We start from the raw sequence: 26,491 nt of genomic DNA on the forward strand, positions 1-26,491 counted from the left end.
TGTGTTGCGGATTTCAAAGTATAGCCGGGCGCCGTGGCGGAAGGAAAGGGGAGGCGCCCGCGTCGCCACAGGCAAGCCGAGCCGCAGCCCAAAGGAACCGGCGTGCCTGTCTTCTTGCTGGCGGCGCAGCGCCACAGGGTCTAGATGAGCCTGTAAGCAAAGGGTCGCACATGTCCGCTCCACGTTTGACCACCATCGGCTTCGATGCCGACGACACGCTGTGGCAGAACGAGCAGTTCTTCCGCCTGACCGAGAAGCGTTTTGCCGCCTTGCTGGCCGAGCACGGCGATCATGAGCACATCGCGGCACGGCTGCTCGAAGCGGAAAGGCGCAACCTCGCCCTCTATGGCTTCGGCATTAAGGGCTTTACGCTGTCGATGATCGAGACGGCCGTCGCGATCACAAACGGCGAGGTGCCCGGTTCGGTCATCGGCGAAATCCTGGCTGCCGGCCGCGAGATGCTGAGCCATCCGATCGAGCCGCTGCCGCATGCCCGCGAGACGGTCGAAAAGCTGGCGGGCTCCTACCATCTGGTGCTGATCACCAAGGGCGACCTCTTCGATCAAGAGCGCAAGCTCGCGCAGTCGGGAATGGGTGATCTCTTCGATGCCGTCGAGATCGTCAGCGACAAGAGCGCAGCCACCTATGCCCGCATCTTCAGCCGCCATGGCGACGGTCCGCAGAACAGCATGATGGTTGGCAACTCGCTCAAGTCCGATGTGGTTCCCGCCATCGAGGCCGGTGGCTGGGGCATCCATGTGCCGCACGAATTGACCTGGGCGATCGAACACGCCGAGGCGCCTGTCGCGGCGCCGCGTTTTCGCGAGATCGCAGATCTCGGCGAGTTGCCGGCACTGGTCGAGGCAATAGCGAAGCCCGGCTGAGCGTCGCCTCTGCCTAGCCGCGGCCGACCAGGCGATCGATTACTGGTTGCAGCCTTTCGGGCGTGATCGGCTTGGCGACCACGGCGTCGACCACGCTCGACAGGCCGAGGCTGTCCGGCGTGCCATTCCTGGTTGAAAGCAGGATCACGGCGGGCCGCGCCTTGCCGGAAGCGCGCCGCAGCGCGTCGATGCCGGACAGCAACCTGTCGCAATCCCTGTCGTCGGGTCCGCCATCGAGTATGATTGCGCCGGGAACCAGGCCGGCCAAAGCTTTCTCGGCCGCCTCCGGTGGCTCCGAAATCGGCTTCAGCCCGGACTTTTCCACGATTTTCGATACGACGACCCGGTTGATCGACGATTTGCCGACCACCAGCACCTTGGAGATATCCGCCGGCAGCCGGGCCGCCGCGCCACGGTCCGCCGGTTTCATTGGTTTTTCAGAGTCGTCACGATTGGCGGGACACATGTATGGCGGAGGCTCTGGTTCAATGCAGGGTTGAAACCTTAAGCGCGCAATTGGCGCGAGATCGCCAGCGGTGTCAAGCAAAAATAGTGGAAAATGATAATATAGGAAGAATTGCTAAAATCCGGCGCAAGTTCTCCCCAGCGCCACGGCCACAATTCGAAAAAACGAACGTCCCCCGGAACGTATAGCACACGGGAGACACTCGCGAGTGATTGTTGACGTTACGTCAGCCTTGGTTCTGATGGGTGACGATCACTGGGATCAAAAGATCACCCCAGTTGCCGTCTCCGCCATGGTGCCTGGCAGAGCGCACCAGCTCGACGGACACACCTGCTTCGACCGCCTTCATCACAGACTGGTTGAGCCTGTGCAGGTCGTTGGCAAGCATGCGGATCGTCGCCTGCTGATCGACGCTCATCGCGCTTGATTGTTCTTCGGCCCGTTCCTTGACCCGGCTTATCGATGCCATTGCTGTTCTCCTCGACGTAAGTGCCCTTCGGGCGTTTCCTCTGGTGTTGTCATTACTCGGCCGCCGGCCTGAACTGGGCGTGCTCGGTCGATTCATGCATGGCGGTGGTCGAAGACTGGCCGCCGGAGATCGCCATCGAAACGGCATCGAAATAGCCGGTGCCGACTTCGCGCTGATGCTTGGTCGCGGTATAGCCATGGACCTCCGCCGCGAATTCCGCCTCCTGCAGTTCCGAATAGGCCGCCATCTGGCGCTCCTTGTAGCCGCGGGCCAGTTCGAACATGCCGAAGTTCAGCTGGTGGAACCCGGCCAGTGTGATGAACTGGAATTTGTAGCCCATGGCGCCGAGTTCCTTCTGGAACTTCGCGATGGTCGCGTCGTCCAGGTTCTTCTTCCAATTGAACGACGGCGAGCAATTATAGGCGAGCAGCTTGCCCGGGTGGTGCTTGTGCACCCCTTCAGCGAACTTCCTTGCCTGCTGAAGATCCGGCTTCGAGGTTTCGCACCAGATCAGGTCCGCATGCGGCGCGTAGGCGACGGCGCGCGCGATGCAGGGCTCGATGCCGTTCCTGACGTGATAGAAGCCCTCGACCGTGCGGCCGGCGTCATAGTCGACGAAAGGCCGGTCGCGCTCGTCGATGTCGGAGGTGAGCAGCTTGGCGGCTTCCGCGTCGGTGCGCGCCACCACCAGCGTCGGCGTGCCCATCACGTCCGCTGCAAGCCGGGCCGCATTAAGGTTGCGGATATGCGCTGCGGTCGGGATCAGCACCTTGCCGCCGAGATGGCCGCACTTCTTCTCCGACGCCAACTGGTCCTCATAGTGGACGCCAGCGGCACCGGCCTCGATGAAGGCCTTCATGATCTCGAACGCGTTGAGCGGCCCGCCAAAGCCGGCTTCGGCGTCGGCGACGATCGGCGCGAACCAGGTCTCGACCGAAAGACCCTTGCCTTCGGATGTCTCGATCTGGTCGGCGCGCTGCAGCGTGCGGTTGATGCGCTTGACCAGCTCCGGCGCCGCATTCGCCGGATAAAGCGACTGGTCCGGATACATGGCCGACGCGGTGTTGGCGTCGGCCGCGACCTGCCAGCCCGACAGATAGATCGCCTTCAAGCCCGCCCTGACCTGCTGCATTGCCTGGTTGCCCGACATGGCGCCGAGCGCATTGACGAAATCTTCCTCGTGGATCAGCTTCCACAGCCTGCTCGCGCCCATCTCGGCAAGCGTGTGGCGAATCTGGACCGAGCCGCGCAGCCGCTTCACGTCCTCCGGCGAGTAGGGCCGTTCGATGCCGTCGAAACGGCCTTCCGGTGCGGACGGGACGAGGTTGTAAAAATCAGTCATCGATTGCTCCAGGTCAGTCTTGCTTGTTTAGATGGCCCGTTTGACGGACGTATCTGTGCGCCGTTCACGTGTTACATTGTTTACATTGCGCCGAAAAAGTCGCCAGAAAAACCGGAGCTTGCCCGCTAAAATACGGGAAAACTGGTGTTGCGTTTGACAGGTCGGGGCTGTAAATCTGTCATGATTGTAAAAGCTGGATGAGCCCGCGGCGGCGCGCCGTTATGTAAAACTCTTGTCAAGGTAACCGATTGGCCGAGCAGAAGATCTTCGCCGGGCCGCGCATCCGCCGGCTTCGCAACGCCAAGGGCCTGACCCAGACGGCGATGGCCGAAGGCCTGGGCATCTCGCCATCCTACCTCAATCTCATCGAGCGCAACCAGCGGCCGCTGACGGTGCAGCTGATCCTCAAGCTGGCGTCGGCCTACAAGATCGACCCGCACGAATTGCAGGGCGAGACCAAAGGATCGATCGCGGCGCTGAAGGAAGTGTTCGGCGATCCGCTGCTGGCCGGCGAACTGCCGGGCGACCAGGAACTGATCGACCTCGCCGAGATCGCGCCGAACGCTTCCGCCGCGATGGTGAAATTGTTTCGCGCCTATCGCGAGCAGGCCGATCGGCTGTCGGATCTCAATGAACTCCTGGCGCGGGAGGGCAGGGCGACCGCATTGTCCGGCACGCGCCTGCCTGTCGACGAAGTGCACGAGACTTTCGAGCGCAGGCCGAACCATTTCGCCGCGCTGGAGGAGGAAGCCGAGGCCTTCATTTCGCTGCTCGATCCAGGCGACGACCTGTTCGGCACGCTGAAGGCGTGGCTAAGGCGCGAGCACGGCATCGTGGTCAAGGTGCTGCCGGTGGCCACCATGCCGAACTGGCGCAGGCGCTACGATCGCCATTCGCAACGCCTGTTCCTGTCAGAGCGGCTCTCCCCCTTCGATCAGCTGCGCGAGGTCGCCATGGAGGCGAGCCTGATGCGCATGACGGTGGCTGTGGCGGGCGAGATCCAGACGTTGAAGCTCGGCACGGACGAAGCGCGCCGCTTAGCCCGTTTCGAGCTCGGCCGCTATGCGGCGCACGCGCTGATGATGCCCTATCACGCCTTTCATGCAGCGGCCGTCCGCGCCCGCTACGACATCGACGTCTTGCGTTCGCGCTTCGGCGTCTCCTTCGAGCAGGCGGCAAACCGCCTGACCATGCTGCAGCGGCCGAGCGCCTCAGGCGTACCGTTCTTCATGCTGGAGGTCGACAGTGCCGGCAACCGCTTCCGCAAGGCGGGCAGCCTGGGCTATCCGCAAAGCCGTTTCGGCGGCGCCTGTCCGAAGCTTCCTGTCCATGCGGCCTTTTCGCAGCCGGGCCGGATCCTGGTCGAGGCGGTGGAAATGCCGGACGGGGCCGAGTTCCTCTGCATCGCCCGCACGCTCGAAGGGCCGCAAGGCGCCTTCTCCGAGCGGCCGCGGCGCACGGCGCTTCTGCTGGGCTGCGACATCGGCTTTCGCGACGAGATCGTCTACAGCGCGGCGCTGCCCGGACCGTCCGCCGCCAAGGCCGCGCAGAGCACGGCATATGCAACGCCGGTCGGCCCGGCCTGCAGGCTCTGCGAGCGCGTCGGCTGCCTGGCGCGCGCCGAGCCGCCGGTGACCCGGCCGCTTGGCCTCGACGAGATGGTGACGGGTCTCAGCGCCTTCGATTTCCAGGGGTAGCACCCCCGCCAGCCGCAGCGGTTCGGCGGCCCGCAAGCCGGCTTTGTCCTACATTTCAGCGGATGCTGGATCACGCCTGGCTCGAGCATTTGCGCTACGCGAATGGGATATGGTGTGGTCGTCCGTGGTGGATCGTGCCGCCGGCAAATCGCTGACAGTCTCGCCTATGACCGATACCGCCTCGTCTCGCGTTGCCTTGGCCGCCGTCTCGCCGCGCGAGGAGCGGATCGGCATGCTGCTGGTCTTCCTGTCGGCGCTGATGTGGAGTTTTGGCGGCACCATCGCTCGCTTCATCCATGTCGGCGACAGCTGGACCGTGGTGTTCTGGCGCTCGATCTGGGCGGTGGGCTTCCTCGTCGCCTTCATGCTCTGGCGCGACGGCTGGCGCGGCACCTGGAGATTGTTCCGCGACATGGGCCTGCCTGGGCTGGGCGTCGCTCTCTGCTTCGCCACCGCCTCCACGAGCTTCATCGTCGCGCTCGCCTACACGACGGTCGCCAACATCTTGTTGATGCAGGCCGGTGTCCCGCTTCTGGCGGCCATGCTCGCCTGGGTGCTGTTTCGCGAACGCGTGACCCCAGGAACCTGGGTCGCCATTGCCGCCGTCATCACCGGCGTGGCCATCATGGTCTCGGAATCGCTTGACGGCGCCGTCTCGCCGATCGGCGATGGCCTGGCGCTGCTGATCGCGGTGATGTTGTCGTTCGCGACCGTGATCACCCGGCGCTTTGCCCATGTGCGCATGGTGCCGGCCACTTGCCTCGGCGCATTGCTCGCCGGTGCTTTTGCTGCCTCGCAAGCCACGGAATTCACCGTCTCCGGGCGCGACATGGGCTTTCTCTTCGCCTTCGGCGTCATCAATCTCGGCGTCGGTCTTGCTTTTTTCGCCATGGGCGCCCGCCTGGTGCCCGCGGCCGTCGCGGCGCTGCTCGGCACTTTCGAGCCGATCCTCGGTCCGATCTGGGTGTGGCTCGTCCATTCCGAGGTGCCGTCGGGGCGCACCATCATCGGCGGCGCGGTCGTCATCGCCGCGCTGCTTGTTCATATTGCGTTTGAGTTCAAGCGGCAGACCCGGCCCGAGCGGCCGGGCATCACCGGGCTGCCGTCTCCCAATTGATGCTCGCGTGTCTTCCCCATTGACAACTCCGCTGCGGGCCGGGCAGGCTGCAATTACGGCAACAACAAGACAGGCGTATCTTGCCAAGTGACTCCGCCGGCCTCATCGAGGCCGGACCGCATCGTTACATCTCTGCTTACGCCGCGGCCAACGCCGCTGAGGCCGTCCGAACAGCTTCCTGGAAAGGAGGCAAGGGCGGCGCCCTTCACTCAACGATCCGGCGCACTGCCAGGCGCGCGCGCTTGTGGCTCTCCGGAAATCTCCATAGTCTGAAACAAACGCCGTCCCGCGCCCATGTCGCGACGAGCCGGCACGGGAACACTCACCAAAGGAGAATATCATGATCCGCAAAGCGCTTTTGCTTTCGGCGACTTCGGCCTTTCTGGCGCTCTTCGCCGCGAGCGGCCATGCCGACGACCGCGTCGTCAACGTCTATAACTGGTCGGACTATATCGACAGCTCGATCATCGAGGACTTCACCAAGAAGACCGGCATCAAGGTCGTCTACGACACTTTCGATTCCAACGAGATCCTGGAGACGAAGCTGCTGGCCGGGGGCAGCGGCTATGATGTCGTGGTGCCCAGCGCCAATTTCCTGGCGCGCCAGATCCAGGCCGGCGTCTTCCAGAAGCTCGACAAGTCCAAGCTGCCGAACATCTCCAACATGTGGGATGTCATTTCGGAGCGCACCGCAAAGTATGATCCGAACAATGAGTACTCGGTCAACTATATGTGGGGCACGGTCGGCCTCGGCTACAACGTCAAGAAGGTGCAGGCGGCACTCGGCACCGACAAGATCGACAGCTGGGACGTGTTCTTCAATCCGGAGAGCCTCGCCAAGCTCAAGGATTGCGGCGTCTATGTGCTGGATTCCCCCTCCGACATCATTCCGGCCACGTTGAAACATCTCGGCCTCGATCCAAACAGCACCTCGCCCGACGATATCGCCAAGGCCGAGGAGGCCCTGCTCAAGGTCCGCCCGTATATTCGCAAGTTCCATTCCTCGGAATACATCAACGCGCTGGCAAACGGCGACATCTGCCTGGCGATCGGCTGGTCGGGCGATGTGTTCCAGGCGCGAAACCGCGCCGAGGAGGCCAAGCAGGGCGTCGAGATCGGCTATTCGGTGCCCAAGGAAGGCGCCCAGATGTGGTTCGATCAGATGGCGATCCCCGCCGACGCGCCGCATGTCGCGGAAGCGCATGAGTTCATCAACTACATGATGACCCCGGAAGTCATCGCCAAATCCTCGAATTATGTGCTCTACGCCAACGGCAACAAGGCCTCGCAGCAGTTCGTCGACAAGGCCCTGCTGGAGGACACCTCGGTCTATCCGGACGAGGAGACGACCAAGAAGCTTTACACCGTGCAGCCCTACGATCCCAAGACACAGCGCATCATCACGCGCACCTGGACCAAGATCGTCACCGGCCAATAAGCATCGAGACGCGACCCCGGCAGAAACTGCCGGGGTCGCTTTCTTTAGAAGCAATTCCAGCAACAGTGTGGGACGGTTTTCCGCCCGGAATTGCGTCAAAAACAAAAAGCTGGAGCGGTTCGGCGTTTTCTCGAAACCATGAACCGTTCCAGCGGAACGAAACAGACCCGGAGTGGGACATGAAATCGCTTGGCAGCATCCGCAGGGATTTCGCGCCATGGAATGATCCGAGCGCCAAGCCGTATATCCAGTTCGACAAGGTGACCAAGAAGTTTGGCGACTTCACCGCTGTCAACAATCTGTCGCTGACCATCTTCGAACGTGAGTTCTTCGCCCTTCTCGGCGCCTCGGGCTGCGGCAAGTCGACCCTGCTCAGGATGCTCGCCGGCTTCGAGGAGCCGACCGCGGGGCGCATTCTGCTCGACGGCCAGGACCTGCGCGGCATTCCGCCCTATAAGCGGCCGGTGAACATGATGTTCCAGTCCTATGCGCTGTTTCCGCATATGACGGTGGAAAGGAACATCGCCTTCGGCCTCAAGCAGGAAGGCATGCCCGCTCCCGATATCGAAAAGCGCGTCGCCGAGATGCTGAGGCTGGTCAAGCTCGAGCAGTTCGCCAAGCGCAAGCCGCACCAGCTTTCCGGCGGTCAGCGCCAGCGCGTGGCGCTTGCCCGCTCGGTCGCCAAGCGGCCGAAGGTGCTTTTGCTGGACGAGCCGCTCGGCGCGCTCGACAAGAAGCTGCGTGAGGAGACGCAGTTCGAACTGATGGACCTGCAGCAGGAACTTGGGCTTACCTTCGTCGTCGTCACCCACGACCAGGAGGAAGCCATGACCATGGCCGACCGCATCGCCATCATGGACAGGGGCGAGGTGATGCAGGTGGCGACGCCGGCGGAAATCTACGAGGCCCCGACGTCGCGCTTCGTGGCGCATTTCGTCGGCAATGTGAACATGTTCGAGGGCAAGGTTGCCGAGCGGGCAGCGAATACGACGCGCATCACCGGCGCGACCGGTGCGCAGATCGTTGTCGAGAATGCCGCCGACACCACCAAGGGCGCCGACATCGTCTTCGCGATCCGGCCCGAGAAGATCAAGGTCTCGTCGAGGAAGCCGGCCGATGCCGTCAATGCGCTGGAAGGCGAAGTCTATGACGTTGCGTATCTTGGCGACATGACCGTCTACCACATCAAGCTCGACGACGGACAGATGGTGCGGGCAAGCGCGTTGAACGCTGCCCGCGTCAGCGACGACCCTCTGACCTGGAACGATCGCGCCTGGGTCTCCTTCCGGCCGGACGCCGGCGTCGTGCTGACAAGGTAACAGGGCGGCCATGACTAACATCGCCGCCGCCCCTTCCTCGGCCGAAACCGCCGCTCAGTTGCCGACCAAGCTGGCGAAGGGCTTCGTTGACCGTCTCGTTATCATCGTTCCCTATCTCTGGCTGCTGTTCTTCTTCCTTGTCCCGTTCATCATCGTCTTCAAGATCTCGCTGTCGCAGACGGCGATCTCGATGCCGCCTTACACTCCTGTGCTCGATTTCGGCGACGGCATTTCCGGATTCTTCGCCGGCTTTCGCGAGCTCAACTTCGACAACTACACCTGGCTGACCCAGGACGCGCTTTACTTCAACGCCTATGTGACCAGCCTGATCATCGCGGGCATCTCGACGGTGCTGACGCTGATCGTCGGCTATCCGATCGCCTATGGCATGGCGCGCGCGCCGGCGACGATCCGGCCGACCTTGCTGATGCTCGTGATCCTGCCGTTCTGGACCTCGTTCCTGATCCGCGTCTATGCCTGGATCGGCATCCTGAAACCCGAAGGGCTGCTCAACCAGGTGCTGCTCGCCACTGGCCTGATCAGCCAGCCGCTGGTCATCCTCAACACCTACACCGCGATCTTCATCGGCATCGTCTATTCCTATCTGCCCTTCATGGTGCTGCCGCTCTACTCGTCGCTGGAGAAGATGGACTATTCGCTGATCGAGGCGGCGCAGGATCTCGGCTGCCCGCCGATCGGTGCCTTTTGGAAGATCACCTTCCCGCTGTCGCTGCCGGGCGTGATTGCCGGCTGCCTGCTGGTCTTCATCCCGGCGGTCGGCGAGTTCGTCATACCGGACCTTCTCGGCGGCTCGCAGACGCTGATGATCGGCAAGACGCTGTGGAACGAATTCTTCGCCAACCGCGATTGGCCGGTCTCCTCGGCGGTGGCGGTCATCCTGCTCCTGGTGCTGACCGTCCCGATCATGTTCTTCCAGCAAGCTCAAGCGAAAGCCCAGGAGCAAGGCAAATGAACGCCACCTGGAGCCGCTTCAACATCACCTCGATCGTGCTCGGTTTTGCCTTTCTCTATCTGCCGATCGTGCTTCTCATCGTCTTTTCCTTCAACGAATCGAAGCTCGTCACCGTCTGGGGCGGCTTCTCGACGAAATGGTACGTGTCGCTGTTCCACAACCAGGGCCTGATGGACGCCACCTGGGTGACGGCCCGCGTCGGCGTCATCTCGGCGACCGTTGCCACCGTGCTCGGCACGCTGGCGGCGATCACCTTGACCCGCTACACACGCTTCAAGGGGCGGGTGCTGTTTTCCGGCATGGTCTTTGCGCCGCTGGTGATGCCGGAAGTCATCACCGGCCTGTCGTTGCTCTTGCTCTTCGTGGCCGTCGGACTTGACCGAGGCTTCTTCACCGTCACGCTCGCCCACATCACCTTCACCATGTGCTTCGTGGCCGTCGTTGTGCAGTCGCGCCTCGTCTCCTTCGACCGCTCGCTGGAGGAAGCCGCGATGGACCTCGGCGCGCCGCCGGTGAAGACCTTTTTCCAGATCACCTTGCCGGTCATCTTGCCGGCGATCATCTCCGGCTGGATGCTGGCCTTCACGCTCTCGCTCGACGATCTGGTCATCGCCTCCTTCACCTCGGGCCCCGGCGCCACGACGCTGCCGATGAAGATCTACAGCCAGGTGCGCCTCGGCGTGACGCCTGAGATCAATGCCGCCTGCACCATCCTGATCGCCGTCGTCGCGATCGGCGTCATCATTGCCTCGATCGCCAACAAGCGCCGCGCGGTCCAGCGCCAGCGCGATGAGCAGGCGGCGCAGCGCGGATAGGGAACAAAGACGGGCGCGACCTGCGCCTTGGTCTATTGGCCTGAAACGCCGCGGCTGATCGGCGAGATGAACGGAGTGCTCCAGTTGCCGCCGACGAAGAACAACGACTGCTTTGAGGGCTGCGGCGCCTGCACCGCTGTCTGACCGGCGGCAGCCGGTTGTTGGGCCGGCTGTTGCTGCGCAGGTTGTCCGTTCGGGATGATGCCGCCCGAGAGCGCCAGCCCGCGCCCGGTATAGGAGGCGATGCCCGAAAGCCAGATCTTGTACTTCTGTGCATTGACCTCGGCCTTGTCCAGCCGCGCCACACCTTTCGAGATGCTCGCCTTGATCTCGGCGCCGTCGATGGGCAGCGAGCCGTCGGCGACGTCGTCGAGGGCGAAGAATCCGCCCTGTTCGTTGCGCTTGAGAAAGGCAGGCAGGTTGAGGCCGTTGAGCGAGCCCGGCCCGAACGTCGCCGAGAAAGACCCGTCGGCGTTCTCGAAGATCGAGTCCCAGGCCTTGCCCGGCCCCTTCAGAATGACCGAGACGGTTCCGGTTCCGGCCGGCACCAGCCGCGTCATCCCCGCCGCGGTGGCGAAGGCGCCGGTGTCGACGTCCGATGCCAAAAGCCGCAACTCGACCTGCGTGCCGTCCGGCTTGCGGTCGAAGCGCAGGCTGCTCTGGATGTTGCCGTTGAAGGCCGACGCGTCGGAGATGTCGAACACGGCAAGCCCGTTCTTGACCTGCGCGGTCGCGGCGACATCGGCAAGCTGGATCGGGCCGGCGGTGGCGTGCGCCGCCGACAGCCTGAGATCGAGGTTGATCTTGTCGGCGAAGCCGGTGTCGAACTCGCCGGGGCCTGCCTGGCCGGCCGGAGCGATCGGCGTGAAAGCGGAAAGGACCGATCGAAGATCGAGCGCATCGAACGCAAGCGTGCCGGAAACAACGGGAAGGGGCTCGCTGAACGAAAAGTCCAGCGCTCCCATGCCGGGGTTGTTGTCCAGCGCCACCGTCGTGTTCTCGAACTTCGCGCGCCCCGCCGAGGCCGCCACCTTGCTCGCGACCGAGACGGAGCCGATCGCAGCACCAGGCGCCATGCCGGCCTGCGACCATTCAAGCAGGCGTCGCAGCGAAGGGGCGGTGAATTTCGCCTGGCCGTTCAGATAGCCGTTCTCCGACATCGAGGCGACGCCGTCGAAAGAAAGCGTGGCGGGCGCCGCCTTGAAGGCGAGCGTGACGGGGGCGACCCCTCCGGCAAACAGCACCAGCGGCTTCGCCGAGGAAAAATCGATCTGGACGCTTTCGCCGCGCCATATGCCGGTCGCCGTGAGCGCGGCGTCGCTGTTCATCGCCGCCCAGTTCACCTGGCCGCTGAGGCTGCTCAGGATCTCGGTATCCTTGCCGCCAACCGAGGTCACGACGCGGCCGTCGCGGAACTCGACGATGCCGAACGGATCGGAAGGGAGTCTGCCGAGGTCGGGCTTCTGCGGGTTCGCGGTGACCACGCCGCGCGCAGTGTCGATCGAGCGCGTGATGCGGCCGCCGGTCGGCAGCGGCGGCAGATAGAGGCCGCTCGCCTTGCGCTCCACCCTGATCGTCGGCCGCACCAGCCTTGCCGTCGAGAATTGGACGTCGCCCTGCACGGCGGCCATGGCCGAGAGATCGACTTCGACGCGCTCGGCTTCGATCACCGGCGGCGCGTCGGTTTCCGTCCATTGCGACAGCGTCACATCGCTGAGGATGGCCCGGAACTTAGGCCACACCTCGATGCGCGGCGAACCGTCGATCGTCACGCGAAAGCCGCTCCAGGCGCTCAATTCCCAAGCGATGCGGTCGCGTACGATGCGCGTCGAGGCAATCAGCGGCAAGGCGGCGACGGCGAGCGCGATGACCAGCACCGCAACGCCGATTACCCATACCCCGCGCCGGATCAAAGATGATCTCATCTCGCCCCGTGAGTTCCATTGCCGACAAATCGCCCGACGGGTGTAGCCGAGCGCCAACGCTTTTCAAGTCTTTATGGCCCTCCGATGGCGTTTGCGCCGTGTCCTTGCCGGCCATTTCAACAAAATCTTGCTCTGCTGCGCTGCGGTATGCATAAGCGATAAACCCGTCCGGTCCGCCAACGCCACGCCGGTTTTGGGACAACGACGCAGCGACGTCAGGCTTAATTGCCGCAATCGCGACGCGCTTTGGGAGGAACGATATGGCTGCCGACACCCCCTTGTGGACGCCGACGCAGGACCGGATCGCCTCCGCGCCCATGACCGCCTTCATGAAAGCTGCGGTTGCGAAGTCTGGCCAGGCTTTCTCCAGCTATGCCGAGCTCCACCGCTGGTCGATCGACGACCGCGAGGCATTCTGGGACCTTGTCTGGGACTTTTGCGGACTTGTCGGCGACAAGGGCGAGCGGGCTCTGGTCGATGGCGAGAAGATGCCTGGCGCCGCCTTCTTTCCCGACGCGAAACTCAATTTCGCCGAGAACCTTCTGAAAAAAACCGGCGGCAGCGTGGCTATCGTCTTCCGCGGCGAGGACAAGGTCGAGCGCCGGCTGTCCTGGAACGAGCTCCATGCGCTCACTTCGCGCCTGCAGCAGCTCTTCCTGTCGATCGGCGTCAGAGAGGGCGATCGCATCGCCGCCATGATGCCGAACATGCCGGAGACGGTCGCTGCCATGCTGGCTGCCGCCTCGATCGGCGCGGTCTGGTCTTCCTGCTCACCTGATTTCGGCGAACAGGGCGTGCTCGACCGTTTCGGCCAGATCGAGCCGGTCGTCTTCATCGCGCCTGACGGCTATTGGTACAACGGCAAAGCCATCGAGGTCGCCGACAAGATCCGCGCGGTGGCCGAGAAACTCGCGACCGTGCGCAAGGTGCTGATCGTCGACTATCTCGGCACGTCGGCCGATGTCGCCGCCGCCACCATCGACAAGGCCGAGGCGCTGGAAGGAGCGCTCTCGCCCTTTGCCGCCAGGCCGCTCGCCTTCGAGCGGCTGCCTTTTTCGCACCCGCTCTACATTCTGTTCTCCTCCGGCACGACCGGAATCCCGAAATGCATCGTGCACTCGGCCGGCGGCACGCTGATCCAGCACGTCAAGGAGCAGCGGCTGCATGCCGGCCTGCTGGACGGCGACCGCTTTTTCTACTTCACCACCTGCGGCTGGATGATGTGGAACTGGCTGGTCTCGGGCCTCGCCTCGGGGACGACGTTGCTGCTCTATGACGGTTCGCCCTTCTACCCCGACGGCAATGCGCTGTTCGATTTCGCCGATGCCGAGAAGATGACCTATTTCGGCACTTCGGCGAAATTCATCGATTCCGTACGCAAGGCAGGGCTGAAGCCGATCGACAGCCACGACCTTGCAAGCGTGCGGACCATCTCTTCCACAGGCTCGCCGCTGTCGCCGGAGGATTTCCGCTTCGTCTATGACGGCATCAAGAAGGACGTGCATCTCGCCTCGATATCCGGCGGCACCGACATCGTTTCCTGCTTCGTGCTGGGTGTCCCGACCGAGCCGGTCTGGACCGGCGAGATCCAGGGGCCGGGCCTCGGCCTGGCAGTGGACGTGTGGGACGACGACGGCAAGCCGGTCCGGCAGGAGAAAGGCGAACTCGTCTGCACCAAGGCATTCCCGTCGATGCCGATCGGCTTCTGGAACGATCCGGAAGGCAAGAAGTACCGCGCGGCCTATTTCGAGCGCTTCGACAACATCTGGTGCCATGGCGACTTCGCCGAATGGACGGCGCATGGCGGCATGATCATCCATGGCCGCTCCGACGCCACGCTCAATCCAGGCGGGGTGAGGATAGGCACGGCCGAGATCTACAACCAGGTCGAACAGATGCCGGAAATCCTGGAGGCGCTCTGCATCGGCCAGGATTTCGACAACGACGTGCGCGTCGTGCTGTTCGTGCGGCTGGCCGCCGGCGTGAGCCTCGACGAGGATTTGCAAAAGCGCATCCGCGCCAGAATCCGCTCGGGCGCCAGCCCCCGCCATGTGCCGGCGAAGATCGTTGCCGTCACCGACATCCCGCGCACCAAGTCGGGCAAGATCACCGAGCTTGCCGTGCGCGACGTGGTGCATGGTCGCCCCATCAAGAACAAGGAAGCGCTCGCCAATCCCGAGGCGCTGGAGCTGTTCAAGAACCTGCCGCAGCTTGCTGATTAGGCCTCTCCGGCATGGTTAAGAAATAGTGTCGGTCCAATTTACCTAGATTTCACGAGTGGTACACATTCGTAAATTTTTTTGGCTCCCGGTAAGGACTTGTTAAGGGACGGCGCCGATAGTCGCGTGTAACTTGAGGGAGAAATCCCGTTCCTCGTCCCCTGAGGTTCAGCTCAAGCCCCGTTGTGACAGCATCTCATTTCCAAGGCGTCCTCCAGGACGCCTTTTTCTTTGGCCGAAAGCTTGTCTTGCGGATCGTTATTCGGCCAGCACGCGCGTCGATGGGAAGACGACTTCGACCAGCGTGCCTTCGCCAGGTGTCGAGGTGATAGTGAAGCGGGCACGGTTGGCCTCCACCATCGCCTTGGTCAGAGGCAGCCCAAGGCCGGTGCCGTCGCCGCGGCCGCGTTTGAGCGCATTGATCTGCTTGAACGGCTTCAGTGCCTGCTCGATCTCGGCCGGCGTCATGCCGATGCCGGTATCGCGCACGCGCATGACAACGTCGCCGGAGGTCTCGTAGGCGGTGGACACGATTACCTGGCCGCCGGCCTGGGTATAGCGGATGGCGTTCGACAGTATGTTTAACGCAATCTGGCGCACACTCCTCAAATCCGCCACCACTTCCGGCAGCCGCGAGGCGAAGCTCGAGCGGATGATGACGCGCTCGCGGTTGGCCTGCGGCTGCATCATCGCCACCGTTTCGGCCAGCGTGTCGTTGAGCGACACCGCCTCATAGGACATCTCCTGCTGGCCGGCCTCGATCTTGGAGATGTCGAGCAGGTCGTTGACGAGGTCGAGCACATGGTTGCCCGAACGGTTGATGTCACGCAGATAGTCGCGGTAGCGGTCGTTGGCGACCGGGCCGAACTTCTCGTCCACCATCAGTTCGGAAAAGCCGATGATCGCGTTGAGCGGCGTGCGGATCTCATGGCTGATGCGGGCCAGGAAATCCGTCTTCTGCGAGGAGGCACGCTCGGCCACGGCGCGCGCCTGGGTGAGGTCCTCCTCGGCCCGCTTCCACTGCGTGATGTCGCGCACGACGGCGCAGAAGCCGCTGTCGTTGGGCAGCCTGCCGATGGTCATGAACAGCGGGATGAAGCGCCCCTGCGCCTCGCGGCCGATCACCTCGCGCCCGTCGTTCAGCAAGCTCGCCACGCCAGGTTCGGAAAGGCCGACAAGATAGTCGCGCGCCGCGCGCTGGCTCTCGATGGCGAACAGCGAGGCAAAGGGCTTGCCGGCGATCTCGTCGCTGTCGAAGCCGAACAGGGCTTCAGCCGGGCGACTGATCGAGCGGATGTTGCCGTCGCGGCCGATGAGCACCACGCCGTCGGTGGCGGTGTCGATGATGGTGCGCATTTCGGCGATGCGCGACTTCAGTTCGGACACGTCCGGCTGCTGGTTCGGCTCGTCATTGGCCGCGCTGAGATGCGAGGAGGGCGCCTCGTCCTCGCCCGAGCGGCGCACCACCAGCATCAGCGCCTTGCCGCCGCGCCACGGCACCGAGCGCAGGAGCGCATCGATCGGGAATTCCTGGCCCTGGCGGGTTGTGAGCTTCAGCGAACGGTCGCTTTCGTCAGTCTCGCCATCATCGGCGTAATGGTCGGCGAACAGCACGCCGAGCCCGCCGGCATCGGCAAGGTCTTCCAGCGCGTCGTATCCGGTGAGTTCGAGGAACGCCTCATTGGCATAATGCAGCACGTCGCCGGAATGGATGAGCAGCGGCACAGGCAGCCTGGCGAGGATGGACGTGTCGGGAGCCCTGTCGCCTTCCCCGGTGGAGAAAGCCGAGGGCACGAAGCCCTCGAGCTTGAGCGGCGGCACCGTGAGGCGCGGCCTTTTCGGTGGCCGCGCTTTTGCTTCGCCAGGCTGTTCAGGCGCAGGCAGGGCGCCGTCCCGGTCGGAACCGGCCCAGTCCTCGCTGTCTTCCGCGTCGCGAAAATCGTCGGCGGTCATACCGTCGTCGTCGCCAGCGCCTGCCTCTGGGGCAGGGGCTTCGGCTGCCGGCCGCTCGGCCGTCGATTCGGCTGCCCTGTCCGCCGCTGCGGTTTGGCGGGTGTCGGAACCCGCCGCTTCCTCCGCTTCATCGGCGGGTTTCTCGCGCCCGGCATAGTTGAGCAGCGACCCGGAGGCGGCGGGCGTTTCGTCTTTCCCAGCGGCTGTCTCGGGAACATCGAGGCCGTCGAGCCGAGCCAGATCCTTCTGATCTTCCGCCTCGGTCTCCGCTTCGGCCGTACCAATGGCCTCGTTACCTTCCGGTATGGCCGGCTCAGGCGAGGTCGCGTCAGTCGCGTTCAGATCGGAGTGGTCGGTCTTCCTCTCACCGGCCAACGGTTGTTCGGCCGTGGGAGCAGCCTTGTCGGCGGTTGCAGCCGCATCTGATTGCTTTTGAGCACCCGCGGTTGCGCCGCTTGGCGGCTCGGCCGGTCCCGAACTGTCCTTCCGCAGCCGCTCGCCGATCTCGCGAAAGGCGCTGCGCTCGAGGATCGACAGCCCTTTCTCACTCGCCGGCCTGTCATTTCCCGGCTGCTTGTCGTTGGCCGGCTGCCTGTGCTCGGCCAGCCGGATCACCTTGTCGGCATAGCGGCGCTCCGGCTTGGGCACGATGGTCAGCGCCGGCACTTCGCCCAGGAACGGGTCGGCAGGTTTCGCCGGCTCGGCCGCGGGTTGCCCGGCGGCAGGTTCGGGTTCTGTCGGAGCGGCGCCATTGGGCACCAGCGCCATGCCGAGCGCTTCCGGGTCGACAACGGCGTCGGCGCTGCGCGCGACGCCGAAGCCGCGGAAGCCTTCGAAGGCGCGGCTGCGGCCATAGACCGGCAGCGCCGCAAGATCGACGGGGATCTTCAGGTCCGTGCCCGCCAGCGGCCACAGCACCGAGCGTCCCGACCAGGTATCGCGCCGCTCGAGCAGAGTGGCGATCTCGCCCGATGCGTCGAGGCCGAACGTCGTGGCGACATCCCTGAAGCGGCGACCGATCACATCGGCGGCGGGTTTGCCGACGATGTCGGCGAATTCCGGCGACAGTGCGCTGAACTTGCCTTCGGCGTCGGTCCGCCAGACGAAACGCAGCGGCGGCGCCGAACGGTCGATGTTGCGCGCCGCGCTCGGCTCGGCCGCCGCCGTTCCGGCGGTGTGCTGCCGGCTTGCGGCCGCGACCTCCGCCGGTCCGATCTGTGGCGGCCTCTCCGGCCCCTTCACGTCGTCGCCGCCGGCATTGAAATACCAATGGTCATGCTGCGCCGGGCCGGCACCGCCTGCCAGCGCAGCATCCGGCGCGTGGTCGGCCGTGGCCGCGGTCCCTTGCGTTGGCTGGGCGTCATCCGTGGCCGCTGCCGGGACCGCGTCTGCCTTTTCGCCCTCTGCCGCGGCCGGAGACTGGGTATTGTTCTCTCGGCTCGGCTCGGCGATGACTGTGGTGTTTTTGTCTTCGGAGACGGTGGGCGCGCCTTCCGGCGCTGCCGACTTACCGGCGTCGGGCTGGTCGTTCCGCTCGCCGTCGAGCTGGTCTTCGTCGATCACCACCAGGAGATGGCGCGCGTCGGTCAAGCGCGCAAGCCCGGCCGGGTACGAGGTGCTTGCGCCGGGAACAAGCCGCTTGACGATGCGGTCTCCAGCACTTGCCACGTCCGCGACCAGGGCAGCGAGCGTCTCCGGCCTGATGCCGAGCGCGGCAAATCCCTCCGAAGCCGCCTCGACATGGCCTTGGGCGTCGACGAAGGCGATGAAATGTCCGGCCTCGGTGAAGCCGCCAATGGCGCGGCTGGCTATTTCGGCGGCGCCGCGCGAGCCAGTCTGCGCCGCGGGCATCGCCAGCATGATCGCCTTTTCGCCGTCCGGCATCGTTACCGCGCTGGCGAGCAAGCCGACGGCGCGGCTGACCATGCCGGTCGCCAGCCGCACGGTGACGGCGCGGTCGCTCCCGATATCCGGAAAGCCGCTGGTCGCCATGATCTGCCGCCTGGCAATTAGCGGCAGCCGCGCGGAAGCGCCGATGATTGCTTCGATTTCCGGATAGCCGAATACCGCGGCACCTGGCCCGTTGGCCCAGATCACCTGCTCGAGATCGGCCGACAGTATGGCAAGCGCGTCGCCGGCGGCGAAGCGCTGGCGCACCGCGTCGAGCACGGCGACGTCGAGGAAGGAGTAGTTTTCAGGCGGCATGCGCTGGCAGACCTTCCAGGCGGGCTTTTTGAGTTAACGCTTTGTTAATAAAAGCGTACGGGACCAAGGTCCACAAGCCATGCCGTGTATCGGCCGAAATCTCTGGGCTCTTGGTTAATGGCGCGGCGATTTTTTTATGGTGCAGTGCAACAAAGATATTGCAATGCACAAAACTTGCCTTTATATTGCCATCATACATGAACGAGACGGCTTTCCGTCAAAGCCGCTGCCCTTGAAAGGTTGGAAAATGTCCAAGACTGCCAAGACCGAGACCATCGAGAACGTTGAATTCCCGAGCTTTGACGCTTCCAAGGCCACCGACCAGATCCGCGCCTTCGCCGAGAAGGGCGTCGAGCAGTCGAAAGAAGCCTACACCAAACTGAAGAACGGCGCCGAGGAGACCCAGAAGGTTCTGGAGTCGACCTACGAGACCGCCAAGACCGTTTCCGGCGATGTCTCGCTGAAGACCATCGCCATCCTTCGCGCCAATGCCGAGGCCAGCTTCTCGCACCTTGAAGCCCTGGTCGGCGCCAAGACGCTGTCGGAAGTCGTCGAGCTGCAGACTGCCTTCCTGCGCAAGCGCGCCGAGATGGCCGTCGAGCAGGCCAAGGACTTTCAGGCCGTCGCCTCCAAGGCTGTCGAGGACGTCTCGAAGCCGGTGAAGACCGCTTTCGAGAAGGCGTTCAAGGACATCAAGGCGGCCTGATTTCAGGCGCAACTCAACGATGCATCAAAACGTCGCATTTCGTCAGACAAATAGATGTGCGATGAATTGATGAGATGAATACCCGGAGTGTGAAACCTCCTCCCTTTGCTCTCCGGGGTGACCAGCCAGCTCCTCCTCCCGCTGGCTCGTAACAGGAAAAGGCCGGCACCTCCTCCCGCCGGCCTTTTCTTTTGCCCAATCAGGACTGCGCGGGTTCGTTCATCGGATCTTTGCCTCATCAAAGGCCTTGAATTAGACTCCGATAATCCGTATTGGACGCATCGCCGACGACGGAGCGGACACGGGGAATGATTTTCTCCTCGGATTGCGCTCAGGCGGATGTGCCGTTGTAGCTCAGTTGGTTAGAGCACCAGATTGTGGATCTGGGGGTCGCTGGTTCGAGCCCAGCCAACGGTACCATCGGCTTCTCCCGCAAGCCGCTGGTTTTACTTCATAAAAACCTGAATATGGTCTTCATGGCTTGCTCCGTGCGCGATTTTGTGTCACCAATTGTGCTACCTATTGTGATACAAATGGCAGCTGCGAGGCATGGGACGAAGGCGCGAAGAGGAAGATCCTGACCGCTACCTCCACCTGAGGGGCGATCATTTCCATTACCGACGCCGAGTCCCCACAGAGGTCAGGGGCCTTGATGATCGCGGCCAGTTCGTTCGTCGCTCGCTCGACACGCGGGATAGATCAAAGGCTAGAACCGCGCGCGACCTCCACGAGGCCGCGGACAACGGGATCTGGGCGGCATTGCTGCTTGGAGAAAATCCTCAAGCTGCGCAGGCGCGCTACAAGCTCGCTGTGAAGCGAGCAGAATCGCTAGGGTTCGTTTACCGGCCGCTTGGCGAAATTCTTGCCTCCGAGCCCCTCGAGACCATCATGCGGCGAGTCGAGAGCACGGTCGCGGAACCGACGAAATCCCCCGCCATTGATGCCGTTACGGGCATGGTGGCACCGGCTGACGACAAGATATCCGAGGCGCTCCAACTGTACTTCACCGAAATAGTCCGTGATGAGTTGCGCACGAAAAGCCCTGATCAGCGCAAGCGCTGGAAAGCCAAGCGTAAGATGAGCGTAGACGTGTTCATCGAACTGGTCGACGACAAGCCAATGAGCCAGATCACGCGTGAAGACGCGCGCAAGGTCCACAAATACTGGTTGGATCGGGTGGCGCCAGAGGAGGGCCCGGGCGACCGTTCGGCGTCGACCGGCAACCGCAACATGGGCAACCTCCGAACGCTCTATGGCGATTACTACCGCCATCTAGGCTTCCCGGAACAGAAAAACCCGTTTGCCGACCTCTCGTTCAAGGACAAGTCGAAACGCAGCCGGCCGCCGTTCCCAACCGACTGGATCAAGGACAAGATCCTGGCGCCAGGCGCTTTGACGCAGCTCAACGATCAGGCTCGAGGCATCGTCCTGGCATTCGTCGAGACAGGATGCAGGCCGAGCGAACTCGCAAACCTGCATGCCGGTGTCATCCATCTCGATCACGAAGTGCCTCACATCTCTGTTGAGCCCAGGGAAGACCCTGAGGATCCGCGCGAGATCAAGACGGAATCATCTGTACGCAGGGTACCATTGGTCGGCGTAGCGCTTGAAGTGTTCAAGAGACATCCCCAAGGGTTTCCCCGATATAAGGATCGCGAAGCTCAACTGTCGGCCGCAGTGAATAAGCACTTCAAGAAACACGAACTGTTTCCGACAAGCGAGCACACGGTGTATTCGCTGCGCCACTCTTTTGAAGACCGGATGAAAAACGCCAGGCTGGATGAAGAGCTTCGCCGCATGCTGATGGGTCATACCATCGATCGTCCGAAATATGGCGAGGGTGGCGACATGAAGATGTGGCAGGAAGAACTTATGAAGATCGCGCTGCCATTCGATCCCGCGATCGTATAACGCGCTGGCGCACTTCTTCGAGACGTTCTTCCTTGGCCTGGTGATCCCGCAAGGCCCGTTCCAGATGGTCGTATAGTGGAAGCCATGCCTCGCCCTTTTCGCCTCGCGCCATGATGATTTCCGCTACGCGGTCGAGCGCGCGCTCGATACGCTCGGCGGTGATCGGCCGGGGCGAAGGCGCATAGCGCTTCACCGCCGTACCTCTTTCCAAATCCACTGACGCGGCATGTCTTAAGCTAGGCGAACATTCGAAAGGGAAGGAAGGGGCAGCCCTTTTTCACGCGGCAAATGGCGGCTGCGGCGTGCAAATAGGAGGGTTGCTCGATGATGACGGCTGCGGCTACCCACGTTTGGGAACAAGAGGGAGAGCGCGGGTCGGGTTTTCCGTGACGGGTTGAGGGCTGGGAGAGAGGCTCCCGGCGCCCGTCATGGAGATGACCCATGACACAAGTTCTGGACACCACCCGCGATCGTTCCGGCGGCTATAAGGTGGATCTGAGCCGAGGCGAGCGGATTGGCCGTGTCTCCTCGGAATGGTTCTCGCGGCCGGCCGATGAGCGCTATCTGTCGTTGTCGGAGCTGTTCGAGACGGTTCAGATCCGGACCGAGCGCAGCCGGACGCGGACGGTGGAAAGTGCAGCCATTCGGGTCGAGGCGGGCCGCAACGATGCCGAGCGCCTGACGCTGGTGTTGCCGGGCTCCGATCTTCCGACCGCCCCGACCCATTGGAGCTTCGGCCAGCTCGCGAGCTTGGTTGGCGCTCCTGCGGCCTATCTGCGTCAGCTCCCAGCACCGCTCGCCGGCATCAATCTGCAGTATGGCCTGAAATCCCACCGCGCCGAGCAGGTCAAGACGCTTGAGATCGAGGATGGGCGTGTCGAACTGCGTGCGGTGACCGGCCCGGACTACGGCCGCATCTTCGACCACGAACTCGTTTCTGCCGTGCAGCGCATCGCCGGCAACGGTACAGGCGACACCAGATGGAAAGTGCCCGGCGTGCTTGATTGGTCGAGCGGAGTCTACAACCCGCGCGCCAGCATCACGAAGGACACCACGACGCTCTATGCCTCTGACCGCGACGTCTTCCTGTTCCTCGTCGACGATCTCAATCCGATCGAGGCTGGTCGGCTACCAGATGGCTCGCCCGATCTCTACTTCCGCGGCTTCTACTGCTGGAACTCTGAGGTTGGCGCCAAGACGCTCGGGATCGCGAGCTTCTATCTGCGTGCCGTATGCCAGAACCGCAATCTGTGGGGCGTTGAGGATTTCGAAGAGATCGCCATTCGCCATTCGAAATACGCTGCGTCCCGTTTTGCGCACGAAGCCGCGCCGGCGCTGACCCGGTTCGCAAACTCTTCACCTATGCCCTTCGTAAACGGCATCAAGGCGGCGCGGGAGCGGATCGTGGCCCGGACCGACGATGATCGCATGGAGTTCCTGCGCAAGCGCGGCTTCTCTAAAGCGGAGACCGGCAAGATCATCGAGACGGTGCTGACCGAGGAAGGCCGCAAGCCCGAAAGCGTTTTTGATTTCGTGCAGGGCATCACGGCTGTAGCGCGCGACAAGGTTCATCAGGATGCACGGCTCGATCTCGAGGCGCGAGCGAAGAAGCTGCTCGACAGGGCGGCCTAACTTCCGGGCGCCGGGAAGTGCGAACCTTTTCTTCGGTGTCATCGCTTTTGCCCGTCTTTCTCATGGTCCCGCGGCGCCACCCTCAGAGTCAGAGGGCGGCGCTGCGCTTCGTGACGGGTTGGAGGTCGAGAGAGAGGCTTTCGGCCGCCCGTCGCGGAGTATCCATGATGACTACCAGTGCCAAAAAGATCATCCTGTCGCCCTCGCGCGACATTCCATTTAACAAACTTGTCCTCAGCCAGGCGAATGTACGGCGCGTGAAAGCTGGCGTCTCGATCGAGGAACTCGCCGAGGACATTGCCCGCCGTGGACTTCTGCAAGGCCTCAGCGTGCGGCCGGTCAAGAACGAGGCCGGTGTGGAAACCGGCATGTTCGAGATTCCGGCAGGCGGCCGTCGCTATCGGGCGCTGGACCTTCTGGTGAAGCAGAAGCGCCTCGCCAAGACCGCGCCGGTCCCGTGCGTCGTGCGCGAGGATGGCATTGCGGAAGAGGACTCGCTGGCGGAAAATGTCCAACGCGCGCCCCTCCATCCTCTCGACCAGTTCCGGGCCTTTCTCACCCTGCGCGAGAAAGGCCAGTCGGAGGAGGAAATTGCTGCCGCCTTCTTTGTTTCCGTCAGTGTCGTGAAGCAACGCCTGAAGTTGGCCTCCGTCTCGCCGGCGCTACTCGACGTCTACGCGGAAGACGGCCTGACGCTCGATCAACTCATGGCGTTTACTGTTTCAGGCGACCATGAACGCCAGGAGCAGGTATTCGAGCGCTTGAAGACTTCCTACGACAAGCAGCCGTATGCCATCCGGCGGATGCTGACCGAGGGCGCGGTCCGCGCGTCGGACAAGCGAGCGCAGTTCATCGGCATCGACGCCTACATTGATGCCGGAGGGACAATCATGCGCGACCTTTTCCAGGGCGATGACGGCGGCTGGCTGCAGGACGTCGTGCTGGTAGATCGGCTGGTCGCGGACAAGCTGGAACGCGAGGCGGAAAAGATTCGCGTCGAAGGCTGGAAGTGGACCGAGGTCGCCCCCGACTTCGCTTACGGCCACGCTTTCGGGCTCCGCCAGCTTCGCGGCGAGCCGTTGCCGCTTACTGCCGACGAGCAGGCGACACACGAAGCCCTCAAGGCCGAACAGGATCGTCTTTTCGAGGAACATGACAGCGTCGAGGACCTTCCGGATGAAATCGATCAGCGTCTCGCTGAATTGGAGACTGCGCTCGAATCCTTCGAAGCCCGGCCGCTTGCCTTCGAACCTGCAGAAATCGCCCGCGCCGGGGCCTTCGTCAGCATCGCACCTGACGGCTCTCTGCGCGTCGAGCGCGGATATGTGCGCCCCGAGGACGAACTCCCGGTCGATGACGGACCGGCTGAAGAGGGGAATGAGCTTCCCGCGACGGCGGCAATCCGTGATGGCGACAGCATCTCGTCGGATACCCAACCGATGGCCGAGCCGGAGGAGGAAGAAGGCCTGTCGCCTATTTCAGACCGGCTCATGACAGAACTGACCGCACATCGAACTCTTGGCCTGCGCCATGCGCTCGGCGAACAGCCTGAAATCGCTTTTCTCGCGGCGCTGCACGTGCTCACGCTGAAGACTTTTTACCAATATGGATCGGACAGTTGCCTGGAGTTGGACCTGAAGAGCATTAGCTTCGGTGCCCAAGCTCCAGGGCTCAACGATAGCCTGTGTGCACGGGCGATCAACGCCCGACACGATGACTGGGCCAAGGTGTTGCCAAAGCAAGCCACTGAACTGTGGAACACCCTGGGCGAATGGGATCGCGCTCGCCGAGCCGCGCTGTTCGCCCATGTTGTCAGCCTTTCGGTCAACGCTGTGCATGAAGCGTGGAACCGGCGGCCACGTGCGCTTGCCCATGCCGACCAGCTTGCCCAGGCTGTCGACCTTGATATGACCGTGGCCGGCTGGCGGCCGACCGTCGACAACTTCCTCGGCCGCGTGACCAAGGCGCGGATCCTCCAGGCGGTCACCGAAGCGAAGGGTCAACCGGCTGCTGACCGGATAGCGCACCTCAAGAAAGGTGACATGGCGAGCGAGGCCGAGATGCTGATCGCCGACAGCGGCTGGCTGCCCGAGCCGCTGCGCACACCGGTGCGCGAGGCACAGGTCGACGAGACGCCAGCGTCGGAAGCGGTCGTCGAAGTGACGGCGGAGAACGACGGCGAAACGGCCATGGCCAAACCCGACGCGTTCGCTGAAACTGACGAAGCCCAGACGGCCGATCGCTCGATCGCGGCTGAATGAGCTCTGCCGAGTCTTTACTTGGCCCGCCGGCAACGGCGGGCCTTTTCCTTTGGAGGCTTGCTGTGACGGGAAACTCCCATGACCTTGCACGCCGTCTCGGCCGCCAGGCGGAGGCGGTCTGTCGCAACTATCTCTCAAATGGCCGACGCCAGGGCAACTATTGGCAGGTTGGCGACGCCCGAAACATGCCAGGGAGATCGATGTACGTGCGGCTGAACGACTCTCCCAAGGGCTCGGCCGGCAAATGGACCGACGCTGCCACTGGCGAGCATGGCGATCTGCTCGACATCATTCGGGAATCGAACGGATTGGTTGATTTCAAGGACGTGGCCGACGAAGCGCGCAGATTTTTGTCGATGCCTGACCTGACTCCGGATTCCAGTGAACGCGAGAAGCGGTCGGCTGCTGCGACGGGCTCTGTCGAAGCCGCAAGAAAGCTGTTCTCCATTTCGCGGCCGATCTCCCGAACGCTCGTGGAAACGTACCTGCGCGCACGTGGAATAGCGGCCTTGCATGACACGGATTGTCTTCGATTTCATCCGCGCTGCTACTATCGTGGCGACGAGGGAGCACCCACCCGGACTTGGCCCGCAATGATCGCGTCAGTGACCGACCTCAATGGCAGGCTCACCGGCGCGCATCGCACCTGGCTCGATCCGGCCGGTTTTAGCGAGGATCACCTCGGCCGGGCGCCGATCGATACTCCCCGACGAGCCATGGGCGACCTTCTGGGGCACGCGGTCCGATTTGGTGTCTGCGGCGACGTGATGGCAGCCGGAGAGGGGATCGAGACCATGCTTTCGCAACGCTTGATGCTGCCTTCCATGCCCGTGATCGCAGCACTGTCGGCGGCGCATCTGTCGGCCATCCTCTTCCCAGACACCCTGCGGCGTCTCTACATCGCGCGCGATAACGACCCAGCCGGGGATGGAGCCGTGGCGACTCTGGTCGAGCGCGCCAATTGCGTCGGCATCGAAGCGATCATCTTGACGCCGCAACTCGGCGACTTCAACGAAGACCTGCGTTTGCTCGGCCTCAATGCTCTCAAAGCAACCTTGCGGGTGCAAATCTCGCCCCAGGATGTCGACCGCTTCATGGCACAGGCGGCCTGACCGGGAAGAGAGCGAGCGTTGGCCTGCCGTTGCCGTGTTCGCCGAAG

Annotated in this window: 19 protein-coding genes and 1 tRNA gene; 14 read left to right on the forward strand and 6 right to left on the reverse strand. The window is 63.2% G+C overall.

The features are described 5' to 3' along the window. Positions 1-170: 170 nt before the first annotated feature. The gene (locus P9230_RS10675; RefSeq protein WP_095781924.1) at positions 171-884 is read left to right on the forward strand and encodes an HAD family hydrolase; all 714 of its coding nucleotides are present in this window, start codon (positions 171-173) and stop codon (positions 882-884) included. A 13-nt stretch (positions 885-897) separates the two neighbouring features. On the opposite strand, the gene P9230_RS10680 is transcribed toward P9230_RS10675, so the two are convergent. From P9230_RS10680 to aceA, 3 genes are all read right to left on the reverse strand, one after another. Next, positions 898-1,314: a response regulator gene (locus P9230_RS10680; protein WP_164747267.1), complete on the reverse strand. Its 417-nt coding sequence runs from the start codon at positions 1,312-1,314 to the stop codon at positions 898-900. 262 nt (positions 1,315-1,576) lie between these two features. After that, entirely contained in the window at positions 1,577-1,819 is a 243-nt protein-coding gene (locus P9230_RS10685; RefSeq protein WP_066989302.1) for a hypothetical protein, read from the reverse strand. 52 nt (positions 1,820-1,871) lie between these two features. Next, positions 1,872-3,161 (reverse strand): isocitrate lyase, encoded by a 1,290-nt coding sequence (gene aceA / locus P9230_RS10690; protein WP_066989300.1) that lies wholly within the window; start codon positions 3,159-3,161, stop codon positions 1,872-1,874. A gap of 248 nt (positions 3,162-3,409) precedes the next feature. Between aceA and P9230_RS10695 the strand changes: the two genes are divergently transcribed. The 6 genes from P9230_RS10695 (at position 3,410) to P9230_RS10720 (ending at position 10,520) form a co-directional block, all read left to right on the forward strand. Beyond that, entirely contained in the window at positions 3,410-4,858 is a 1,449-nt protein-coding gene (locus P9230_RS10695; protein ID WP_095801100.1) for an XRE family transcriptional regulator, read from the forward strand. A 166-nt stretch (positions 4,859-5,024) separates the two neighbouring features. Continuing rightward, a complete protein-coding gene (locus P9230_RS10700) occupies positions 5,025-5,975 on the forward strand; it encodes a DMT family transporter (protein WP_067327997.1) in 951 nt (316 codons plus the stop codon). Between the two features lie 340 nt (positions 5,976-6,315). Then, complete coding sequence (locus P9230_RS10705; protein ID WP_095801099.1) at positions 6,316-7,413, forward strand: polyamine ABC transporter substrate-binding protein; 1,098 nt, start codon at positions 6,316-6,318, stop codon at positions 7,411-7,413. A 179-nt stretch (positions 7,414-7,592) separates the two neighbouring features. Next, positions 7,593-8,732 (forward strand): ABC transporter ATP-binding protein, encoded by a 1,140-nt coding sequence (locus P9230_RS10710; RefSeq protein WP_095801098.1) that lies wholly within the window; start codon positions 7,593-7,595, stop codon positions 8,730-8,732. Between the two features lie 10 nt (positions 8,733-8,742). Beyond that, positions 8,743-9,705 (forward strand): ABC transporter permease subunit, encoded by a 963-nt coding sequence (locus tag P9230_RS10715; RefSeq protein WP_095781919.1) that lies wholly within the window; start codon positions 8,743-8,745, stop codon positions 9,703-9,705. Then, entirely contained in the window at positions 9,702-10,520 is an 819-nt protein-coding gene (locus P9230_RS10720; RefSeq protein ID WP_127248315.1) for an ABC transporter permease subunit, read from the forward strand. Before P9230_RS10715 ends, P9230_RS10720 begins: the two co-directional genes overlap by 4 nt. A gap of 32 nt (positions 10,521-10,552) precedes the next feature. Here P9230_RS10720 and P9230_RS10725 read toward each other — a convergent pair whose 3' ends face one another. After that, positions 10,553-12,445, reverse strand: a complete 1,893-nt coding sequence (locus P9230_RS10725; RefSeq protein WP_278118780.1) for an AsmA family protein — start codon at positions 12,443-12,445, stop codon at positions 10,553-10,555. Between the two features lie 260 nt (positions 12,446-12,705). Between P9230_RS10725 and P9230_RS10730 the strand changes: the two genes are divergently transcribed. After that, positions 12,706-14,667 carry an acetoacetate--CoA ligase gene (locus P9230_RS10730; protein WP_278118782.1) on the forward strand — a complete coding sequence of 654 codons (1,962 nt, stop codon included), beginning with the start codon at positions 12,706-12,708 and terminating at the stop codon, positions 14,665-14,667. A gap of 255 nt (positions 14,668-14,922) precedes the next feature. Here P9230_RS10730 and P9230_RS10735 read toward each other — a convergent pair whose 3' ends face one another. Then, a complete protein-coding gene (locus P9230_RS10735) occupies positions 14,923-18,822 on the reverse strand; it encodes a PAS domain S-box protein (RefSeq protein WP_278118785.1) in 3,900 nt (1,299 codons plus the stop codon). Next, entirely contained in the window at positions 18,812-19,021 is a 210-nt protein-coding gene (locus P9230_RS10740; protein ID WP_278118787.1) for a hypothetical protein, read from the reverse strand. Before P9230_RS10740 ends, P9230_RS10735 begins: the two co-directional genes overlap by 11 nt. Positions 19,022-19,069: 48 nt before the next feature. On the opposite strand from P9230_RS10740, the gene P9230_RS10745 reads away from it, so the two are divergent. The 6 genes from P9230_RS10745 (at position 19,070) to P9230_RS10770 (ending at position 26,444) form a co-directional block, all read left to right on the forward strand. Continuing rightward, positions 19,070-19,528 carry a phasin gene (locus tag P9230_RS10745; protein ID WP_066989279.1) on the forward strand — a complete coding sequence of 153 codons (459 nt, stop codon included), beginning with the start codon at positions 19,070-19,072 and terminating at the stop codon, positions 19,526-19,528. 343 nt (positions 19,529-19,871) lie between these two features. Beyond that, a tRNA-His gene (locus tag P9230_RS10750) sits at positions 19,872-19,948 on the forward strand. A gap of 129 nt (positions 19,949-20,077) precedes the next feature. Continuing rightward, entirely contained in the window at positions 20,078-21,439 is a 1,362-nt protein-coding gene (locus tag P9230_RS10755; protein ID WP_278118789.1) for a DUF6538 domain-containing protein, read from the forward strand. Positions 21,440-21,880: 441 nt separating this feature from the next. Then, the gene (locus tag P9230_RS10760) at positions 21,881-23,071 is read left to right on the forward strand and encodes a DUF932 domain-containing protein (protein WP_278118792.1); all 1,191 of its coding nucleotides are present in this window, start codon (positions 21,881-21,883) and stop codon (positions 23,069-23,071) included. 167 nt (positions 23,072-23,238) lie between these two features. Continuing rightward, complete coding sequence (locus tag P9230_RS10765) at positions 23,239-25,332, forward strand: ParB/RepB/Spo0J family partition protein (RefSeq protein WP_278119453.1); 2,094 nt, start codon at positions 23,239-23,241, stop codon at positions 25,330-25,332. 62 nt (positions 25,333-25,394) lie between these two features. Continuing rightward, the gene (locus P9230_RS10770) at positions 25,395-26,444 is read left to right on the forward strand and encodes a toprim domain-containing protein (RefSeq protein WP_278118793.1); all 1,050 of its coding nucleotides are present in this window, start codon (positions 25,395-25,397) and stop codon (positions 26,442-26,444) included. Positions 26,445-26,491: the final 47 nt, after the last annotated feature.

Source organism: Mesorhizobium sp. WSM4887, from assembly GCF_029625865.1.
Lineage (GTDB): Bacteria > Pseudomonadota > Alphaproteobacteria > Rhizobiales > Rhizobiaceae > Mesorhizobium.